This window comes from Allobosea sp. 2KB_26 (assembly GCF_052115715.1).
GTDB lineage: Bacteria > Pseudomonadota > Alphaproteobacteria > Rhizobiales > Beijerinckiaceae > Allobosea.
In genome coordinates this window covers 1689636-1697861 of record NZ_JBFRHE010000001.1, presented here as the reverse complement: position 1 = coordinate 1697861, position 8226 = coordinate 1689636, and the positions used below count along the sequence as shown (strand labels likewise).

7 protein-coding genes and 1 pseudogene are annotated in these 8226 nt (G+C 63.3%); 4 read left to right on the top strand and 4 right to left on the bottom strand.

All coding sequences use genetic code 11. The annotated features are described in order from the left end of the window. Nucleotides 1–154 (top strand): annotated as a pseudogene (locus tag AB4099_RS08275) (IS481 family transposase); the annotation flags it as partial. Nucleotides 155–199: 45 nt separating this feature from the next. On the opposite strand, the gene AB4099_RS08270 reads toward AB4099_RS08275, so the two are convergent. Both AB4099_RS08270 and hppD read right to left on the bottom strand, forming a co-directional pair. Next, a complete protein-coding gene (locus tag AB4099_RS08270; protein ID WP_113518047.1) occupies nt 200–1522 on the bottom strand; it encodes a dicarboxylate/amino acid:cation symporter in 1323 nt (440 codons plus the stop codon). Nucleotides 1523–1658: 136 nt separating this feature from the next. Beyond that, complete coding sequence (hppD, locus tag AB4099_RS08265) at nt 1659–2792, bottom strand: 4-hydroxyphenylpyruvate dioxygenase (protein WP_441477648.1); 1134 nt, start codon at nt 2790–2792, stop codon at nt 1659–1661. 114 nt (nt 2793–2906) lie between these two features. Between hppD and AB4099_RS08260 the strand changes: the two genes are divergently transcribed. Beyond that, nucleotides 2907–3389 (top strand): Lrp/AsnC family transcriptional regulator, encoded by a 483-nt coding sequence (locus tag AB4099_RS08260; RefSeq protein WP_113518049.1) that lies wholly within the window; start codon nt 2907–2909, stop codon nt 3387–3389. A gap of 106 nt (nt 3390–3495) precedes the next feature. Next, nucleotides 3496–4389 (top strand): tellurite resistance TerB family protein, encoded by an 894-nt coding sequence (locus AB4099_RS08255; protein WP_113518050.1) that lies wholly within the window; start codon nt 3496–3498, stop codon nt 4387–4389. A gap of 20 nt (nt 4390–4409) precedes the next feature. Here the strand turns inward: AB4099_RS08255 and AB4099_RS08250 are convergent, their stop codons facing one another. After that, a complete protein-coding gene (locus AB4099_RS08250; protein WP_441477694.1) occupies nt 4410–4742 on the bottom strand; it encodes an NIPSNAP family protein in 333 nt (110 codons plus the stop codon). A 2-nt stretch (nt 4743–4744) separates the two neighbouring features. Beyond that, nucleotides 4745–5929 (bottom strand): pyridoxal phosphate-dependent aminotransferase, encoded by a 1185-nt coding sequence (locus tag AB4099_RS08245; protein WP_441477647.1) that lies wholly within the window; start codon nt 5927–5929, stop codon nt 4745–4747. Nucleotides 5930–6295: 366 nt separating this feature from the next. On the opposite strand from AB4099_RS08245, the gene AB4099_RS08240 reads away from it, so the two are divergent. Continuing rightward, nucleotides 6296–8116 carry an IlvD/Edd family dehydratase gene (locus AB4099_RS08240; protein WP_441477646.1) on the top strand — a complete coding sequence of 607 codons (1821 nt, stop codon included), beginning with the start codon at nt 6296–6298 and terminating at the stop codon, nt 8114–8116. Nucleotides 8117–8226 lie beyond the last annotated feature (110 nt).

Sequence of the window (8226 nt, the reverse complement as noted above, 5' to 3'; positions counted from 1 at the left end):
CAGACCCTATCCCCACTCAGATCGCAGAGCCGAAGAGCTGCCGCGCTGGCTCCATCACTACAACTGGCATCGCCCCCATGGCGGCATCCAGGCCAATACACCCATCAGCAGACTCGCTCTCGGCGAGGACAACCTGTTGACGCTCCACAGCTAGATCATCGGATTGGATACGATATCCGGTCCGATGATCTAGCAGCGCTCAGACCGCGGCGACGCGCTCGGGCTCAGCGGCGTCGTAATCGGCCTCCCTGGCGAGGATGCGCTGCATGCGACGCTCGTCGAGCGAGTTCTCCCATTTCGCCACAACGATCGTCGCGACGCCATTGCCAATCAGGTTGGTGAGGGCGCGCGCCTCCGACATGAAGCGGTCGACGCCGAGGATCAGGGCGATCGACGCCACGGGGATCGTGCCGACAGAGGCCAGCGTCGCAGCGAGCACGATAAAGCCGGAGCCCGTGACGCCGGCTGCGCCCTTCGAGGTCAGCAGCAGAACGGCAATGATACCGATCTCCTGCGACAGGCTCAGCTCGGTATTGGTAGCCTGGGCGAGAAATATCGCAGCCATCGTCAGATAGATGCAGGTGCCGTCGAGGTTGAAGGAGTAGCCGGTCGGGATGACCAGGCCGACGACGTTCTCCTTGCAGCCGAGATAGCTCATCTTGGCCATCATCCGCGGCAGGACGCTTTCGGACGAGGAGGTGCCGAGCACGATCAGCAGCTCTTCCTTGATATAGGCGATGAACTTCACGATGCTGAAGCCATGCAGCCGGGCGATCGTGCCGAGCACAAGAAAAATGAAGATCAGGCAGGTCGTGTAGAATGCGGCCATGAAGCTGCCCAGCGACAGCAGCGTGCCGATGCCGAATTTTCCGATCGTGAAGGCCATCGCGCCGAACGCACCTATCGGTGCTGCCTTCATGATGATGCCGACGATCTTGAAGAAGACCTGGGCGATATCGTCGACGAAGTGCAGGACCGGCTTGCCGCGCTCTCCAAGCATCTGCAGAGCGAAGGCAAAGAGCAGGGCGAAGAACAGCACCTGCAGGATTTCGCCGGTTGCGAAGGCGCTGACCACGGTCGTCGGGATGATGTCCGTCAGGAAGCCAATGGTGCTCTGCTCCTTCGCCTTGGCCGTGAACGACGCGATGGCGCTGGTATCGAGACCGCCGACATCGACGTTCATGCCGACGCCGGGTTTCCAGAGATTGATCACGACGAGCCCGACGATGAGGGCAAGCGTCGTCACCACTTCGAAATAGAGCAGCGCCTTCACGCCGACGCGGCCCACCTTCTTCATGTCGTCCATCGAAGCGACGCCGTGCACGACGGTAAGAAAGATGATCGGCGCGATGATCATCTTGATGGCCTTGATGAAGGCGTCGCCGAGCGGCTTCATCGCTTCGCCGGTATGCGGATAGAAATGCCCGACCAGCACCCCGATCGCGATGGCGGTCAGCACCTGGACATAAAGATGCGTCCACCAGGGACCCTGATGACCGCGCGTGATCGCTGCTGTCGACATGGGAAATCCCTCAAGACGGGCACTTGTCTCCGTGCGCCATCCTGGAAAGAGGCTACGCTCGTCTTGGTCCCGCGACAAGCGAAACGCGGCACTGCCGTTGGGGGCCGCGCCGCGTCCTGTGGCCTGATTGCGAACGTTACTCGGCCGCTTCGACCTTCAGCACGCCGCGACGGATCTGGTCCTCCTCGATCGACTCGAACAGGGCGCGGAAATTGCCCTCGCCAAAGCCGTCATCACCCTTGCGCTGGATGAACTCGAAGAAGATCGGCCCGAGCACCGTGCCGGAGAAAATCTGGAGCAGCACCTTGCTCATCCGACCCTTCTTCGAACCGACCGCGACCGCGCCCTCGCCATCGATCAGGATGCCGTTGGCCTTCAGCCGCTCGGCCGGTTCGCCATGGCTGGGGACACGCGCATCGACGCGCTCATAATAGGTTGCCGGCGGCGCCGGCATGAAGGGCAGGGCGTTCTGGCGCAACAGCTCGACGGTGGCGTAAATGTCGCGAGCGCCGAGCGCGACATGCTGGATGCCCTCGCCCTTGTATTGGCGCAAGTACTCTTCGATCTGGCTCTTGTCGTCGAGCGACTCGTTAATCGGGATGCGGATCTTGCCGCAGGGCGAGGTCAGGGCGCGCGAGATCAGGCCTGTGAGCTTGCCTTCGATATTGAAGAAGCGAATCTCCCGGAAGTTGAAGAGTTTGCCATACCAGCCTGCCCAATGGTCCATGCGGCCGCGATGGACGTTATGGGTGAGGTGGTCGAGATAATAGAGACCAGCCTGCTCGGGGTGCGGATCCGCCTCGTCGATCCACTCGAAATCGACATCCCAGATCGAGCCCTTCTCGCCATAGCGCTCGACGAAATACAGGATCGAGCCGCCAATGCCCTTCACGGCGGGAATTTGCAGTTCGCCGGGGCCGACCTTGCTTTCATAGGGCTCGGCGCCAAGCGACACGGCGCGCTCGAAAGCATGCCTGGCATCGACGACACGGAAAGCCATGGCGCAGGCGCAGGGGCCGTGCTCGGCCGCAAAGCGCTGGGCAAAGGAATCCGGCTCGGCATTGACGACGAAATTGACGTCACCCTGACGGTACAGCGTGACCTTCTTGGAGCGATGTCGGGCGACAGCGGTGAAGCCCATCTGCTGGAAGAGCGGGCCGAGCGTCTCTGGCTCGGGATGGGCGTATTCGACGAACTCGAAGCCGTCCGTTCCCATCGGATTGGCCTCGGAAATAGCGGGAGGGGCGGTGTCGTGCGGAAATGGACCCATGACGTTCTCCTCTGGATGTGATTGCCGACATGGTCGCGCACGGCGAAGGCAAGAAGCTTGCAAAATGCCGCGTCATGGCGCGAGATCCGCACAGCTTGTGCAGGGAGGCCGCCAATGGCGCGCGATGTGAGCGGTCTCGATTCCTTCGACTGGCGCCTGATCGATGCGCTCCAGCAGGATGCCTCCCTGACGAATGGCGCGCTGGCCGAGAAGGTCGGGCTGTCGGCGAGCCAGATTTCCCGCCGGCGCCAACGGCTCGAGGAGGAGGGGACGATCCGCGGCTACCGCGCGCTGATCGATCCGGCGGCGATCGGGCTCGGGGTGACCGTCTTCATCCATGTCGCGTTGAACACGCATTCGCGCGACAATGCCCGCCGCTTTCGCGATCTCGTCAGGCTGACTCCCGCGATCCTGGAGGCGCATGCCCTGACAGGTGAGGCGGATTATCTGCTCAAGGTTGCGGTCGGTGATCTCAAGGAGCTCTCGCGCTTCGTCAACGAGATCCTGATGCCGCATGAAAGCGTCGCGCGGGTTCGCTCGGAAATCGCGCTTGAGACATTGAAGGAGCCGGGGCTCCTGCCGTTGCCTTCGTCATGATCGCGTCAAGGTTCCCCTCCATGCGGAGCGGCTTGTGAAGCCCGTGGCCCGGGTGCAGGTTACGCCGCCGCTTTGCGGTGAATGGCCTAAACGAGGGAGCCTCTCGATGTTCAACGCAAAATCACTCCTGGACGCGCTGGTCAGCGCCGGCAATCAGGCCGGGCAGCAGGCTGGCCAGTCCGGGGGGCTCGGCGGAATGCTGGGCAATCTGGCGCAACAGGTTCAGCAGGCCGGTGGTTCGGGTGGAATTGGCGGCCTCGTCGGCAGCGTGCTCGGCCAGGCGACGCAGGGCATGCAGGACGCCGCGCGCCAGACGGGACTGGAGCAGAAGGCGAGCGACGTTCTCGGCCAGGTCTCCGGCGGCAAGACACCCGACCAGCTGCTCGAGCAGGCCAAGGGGATGTTCAGCAGCAATCCGGCCGTGGCGACTGCGGTGCTCGGCGGCCTCGGCGCCTTGCTCTTCGGTTCCTCGACAGGGCGTTCGGTTGCCGGCTCTGCGGCGAAACTCGGCGGCCTCGCGCTGATCGGCGGCCTCGCCTACAAGGCCTATCAGAACCATCAGGCCGGCAAACCCCTGCTCGATCTGAAGCGTCAGGAGGTTCTGCCGGCGCCGGCCGGGACCGGTTTCGAGCCGGAGGCCGCAAGCGAGGCGACGGCTCTGATCTTCATCCGGGCGATGATCGCAGCCGCTGCCGCCGACGGTCATATCGACACGGAAGAGCGCAACGCCATTCTGGGCGGCCTGCGCGAAGCCGGTTTCGATCCGGAAGCCAATACGTGGCTCGCCCATGAAATGGCCAATCCGGCTTCGGTCGATGTCCTTGCCGAGGCCGCGGAAACGCCGGAGCTCGCGGCGCAGATTTACACGGCGGCTCGCATCGCCATCAATCCCGATACGCCGGCAGAGAAGGACTTCCTCGCCGGGCTTGCGGGCTCGGTCGGCCTCGATGCCGAACTGGTCGCCAATATCGACGCGGCCGCGAGCGCGGCGAAAGCCTGACGCTGCTTCAATCGACGCGATCAGGATGCGCGGCGCGCGCCCTGATCGTCTTCGAAGACCGGTCGGAAGAACGAGCGTTCATAGCTGATGATGAAGCGCTGCTTCTCATTCATCGCCACGGCCGCCAGGCATTCCTCGTCCTTGAACGAGGCGGTGCGATACTCTTCATAGGCCGCAAGCGACGGAAAGCTGAACATCGCCAATGCGACGTTCGATGTGCCTTCCGAGGGCATGAAATAGCCGTGATGCTTGCCGCCGAATTTCTCGACCAGCCTGATCCAGAGCTTGCCATAGGCCTCGAAGGCCGGCAGCTGGTAGGGATCGACGACATAGCGCAAATGGCAGGTGATCATCGTCATGCTGCCTTCGCGTTGGCGAGGAAGCTCCTCATCCGCTCCAGCGCGCGTTCGATGTTCTCCAGCGAGTTGGCATAGGACAGGCGGATATAGCCTTCGCCATGGACGCCGAAATCGGGCCCGCCGATCGTCGCGACACCCGCATCCTCGAGCAGGGCTGAGGCGAGTTTCTTCGCCTTCCACCCGGTCTTCGAGATATTCGGGAAGGCGTAGAAGGCGCCCTTCGGCACGGCGCATGACACATCGGGCAAGGCGTTCAACCCGGCGACCACCGCCTTCCGGCGCCGATCGAACTCGGCGACCATGGCATGCACCGCGTCCTGTGGGCCGGTGAGCGCGGCGAGCCCCGCCCATTGCGCCGGGGCGTTGACGCATGAATGCGAATTGACCGCGAGCTTTCGGGCATTGTCGTAGAGCGGCTTCGGCCAGACCGAGAACCCCATGCGCCAGCCGGTCATGGCATAGGTCTTGGACCAGCCATTGAGCAGGATCAGCCGGTCGCGAATTTCGGGATAGCTCAGCAGGCAGACGTGTTTCTCGCCGTCATAGAGCATCTGGTCGTAGATCTCGTCCGACATCACCGCGACATCAGGGAAGCGGCTGAGCCCGGCGACGAGCTTGTCCACCTCGGCCTTCGGGGTGACGCCGCCGGTCGGGTTTGCCGGCGAATTGACGATCAGCAGCCGGGTCTTGGGCGTGATCAGCGAGAGCGTCTCCTCGGCCGAGAAGGCAAAGCCGTTCTCCTCGCGGATCGGGACCGGGATCGGGGTCGCGCCGGTGAACTCGATCATCGAGCGATAGATCGGGAATCCGGGATCGGGATAAAGGATCTCGGCGCCGGGCTCGCCGAACATCAGGATCGCCATGAACATGGTGACCTTGCCGCCCGGCACGATCATCACCTCTTCCGGCGAGACGTCGACCGAGAAGCGCTTGTGCAGGTCGGCGGCGACCGCCTCGCGCAGCGGCAGGATGCCATTGGCCGGCGTATAGCCGTGATGGCCGTCGCGTAGCGCCTTCACCGCGGCCTCGACGATTTGGCCGGGCGTCGGGAAATCGGGCTGGCCGATGCCGAGATTGATGATGTCCTTGCCCTTGCGCTGCAGCTCGGTCGCTCGTGCCAGCACGGCGAAGGCGTTTTCCTCGCCGATCCGGGCGAAGGAGGAGACGGTCTGCAGCGTCATGGTGCGTTTTCCTCTGCAAGCTCTCGACGACGCGGCCCTATCACGGGCTTTGCGCCGGCACGGTGCGCTGTCTTGGCCGGAAACGCGGGGGCGATGCAAGCCCGCCGTCTGCGCGGGCTGCCGGGCGGCCGCGCATTTGGAACACTTGCAAACTGCGGGAGCGCGACCTTTCCTGCGCAGGCGGCATCTGCACGGATTGGCGAAGTAATTTGTGTGCTGTATGCAGAATGCAGGTGACGCGATTTGGTCGAATTTGGCTCTTGTCGCGCGCATGGCGATCGGCATGATTGGCTGGTCAAATCGATTTAAAGACCACGGCGGAAGCGGCGCGAAGGCTGCGGGCCGGTGCGAGAGGGAATGACGGGGATGGCCAAGACGCCAGCGAAGAAGTCGGTCCGCAAGATCAAGCCGGAGCAGCTGCGCTCCAAGGCCTGGTTCGACAATCCCGCCAATGCCGACATGACCGCGCTCTATATCGAGCGCACCATGAATTTCGGTCTGTCGCGCGATGAGCTGCAGTCGGGCCGCCCGATCATCGGTATCGCCCAGACGGGCTCCGATATTGCGCCCTGCAACCGTCATCATATCGAGCTTGCCGCCCGCGTCCGCGACGGCATCCGCGAGATGGGCGGCGTGCCCTTCGAGTTCCCGATCCACCCGATCCAGGAAACCTGCAAGCGCCCGACCGCGAGCCTCGACCGCAATCTGCAATATCTCTCGCTCGTCGAGATCCTCTACGGCTATCCGCTCGACGGCGTCGTGCTGACGACCGGCTGCGACAAGACCACCCCGGCCCAGATCATGGCTGCGGCCACGGTCGACATCCCGGCCATCGCGCTGCCGGGCGGGCCGATGCTGAACGGCAATTTCCGCGGCGAACGCACCGGTTCGGGCACGATCGTCTGGAAGGCGCGCCAGATGATGGCCGCCGGCGAAATCGACTATCGCGGCTTCGTCGATCTGGTGGCGTCGTCGGCTCCGTCGGCCGGCCACTGCAACACGATGGGCACGGCCTCGACCATGAACTCGCTGGCCGAGGCGATGGGCATGACCCTGCCCGGCGGCGCCGCCATCCCGGCGCCCTATCGCGACCGCTATGAGATGGCCTATCACACCGGCAAGCGCATCGTTGAGATGGTCTGGGAGAACCTGATCCCGTCGAAGATCCTGACGCGCGAAGCCCTGGAGAACACCATCGTCGTCAACTCGGCGATCGGCGGGTCCACCAATGCGCCGATCCATGTCAACGCCATCGCCAAGCATATCGGCGTGAAGCTCGACAACGAGGATTGGACTGCGATCGGCTACGACATCCCGCTGCTGGTCAACCTGCAGCCCGCCGGCGAATATCTCGGCGAGGATTTCTACCGCGCCGGCGGCGTGCCTGCCGTGGTTGCCGAACTCGTCGCCAAGGGCAAGATCAAGCCCGCCATCACCGCCAACGGCAAGACGCTGGCCGAGAACTGCGAAGGCTTCTTCTCCGGCGATCGTCGCGTCATCAAGGCCTATGACGAGCCGATGAAGGCGCAGTCCGGCTTCCTCAACCTGCGCGGCAACCTGTTCGATTCCGCGATTATGAAGACCAGCGTGATCACGCCGGAATTCCGCAAGCGCTATCTCGAGAACCCGAAGGACCCGATGGCCTTCGAGGGCAAGGCGATCGTCTTCGACGGGCCCGAGGATTACCACCACCGCATCGACGATCCGTCGCTCGAGATCGATGAGCACAGCGTGCTCTTCATTCGCGGCGTCGGGCCGATCGGCTATCCCGGTGCGGCCGAGGTCGTGAACATGCGGCCACCGGATTACCTGATCAAGAAGGGCATCACGGCGCTGGCTTGTATTGGTGACGGCCGCCAGTCCGGCACGTCGGGCTCGCCCTCGATCCTGAATGCCTCGCCGGAAGCGGCGACCGGCGGCGGGCTTGCGCTGCTGAAGACCGGCGACAAGGTCCGCATCGACCTGAAGAAGCGCACGGCCGACATCCTGATCTCCGACAAGGAACTGGACGAGCGCCGGGTCGCGCTGAAGGCGGCTGGTGGTTACAAGTATCCGAAGAGCCAGACCCCCTGGCAGGAGATCCAGCGCAAGATCGTTGGCGAGCTCTCCGAGGGCATGGTGCTGAAGCCGGCGGTCAAGTACCAGAAGATCCACAAGAAGTTCGGCGTTCCGCGCGACAACCACTAGATCGCGCTGCGTTTGGACGAATCGTCCAAACGCAGAAAACATGATCGACTCTTATAGTTTAGAGCATGCTTTGATGCGAAAAACCGTTGCCACTTTTTCGCAGCATGCTC

Coding starts and splice junctions, on each gene's coding strand:
- AB4099_RS08270 (WP_113518047.1), bottom strand. CDS start 1,522: ATGTCGACAGCAGCGATCACGCGCGGTCATCAGGGTCCCTGGTGGACG.
- hppD (WP_441477648.1), bottom strand. CDS start 2,792: ATGGGTCCATTTCCGCACGACACCGCCCCTCCCGCTATTTCCGAGGCC.
- AB4099_RS08260 (WP_113518049.1), top strand. CDS start 2,907: ATGGCGCGCGATGTGAGCGGTCTCGATTCCTTCGACTGGCGCCTGATC.
- AB4099_RS08255 (WP_113518050.1), top strand. CDS start 3,496: ATGTTCAACGCAAAATCACTCCTGGACGCGCTGGTCAGCGCCGGCAAT.
- AB4099_RS08250 (WP_441477694.1), bottom strand. CDS start 4,742: ATGATCACCTGCCATTTGCGCTATGTCGTCGATCCCTACCAGCTGCCG.
- AB4099_RS08245 (WP_441477647.1), bottom strand. CDS start 5,929: ATGACGCTGCAGACCGTCTCCTCCTTCGCCCGGATCGGCGAGGAAAAC.
- AB4099_RS08240 (WP_441477646.1), top strand. CDS start 6,296: ATGGCCAAGACGCCAGCGAAGAAGTCGGTCCGCAAGATCAAGCCGGAG.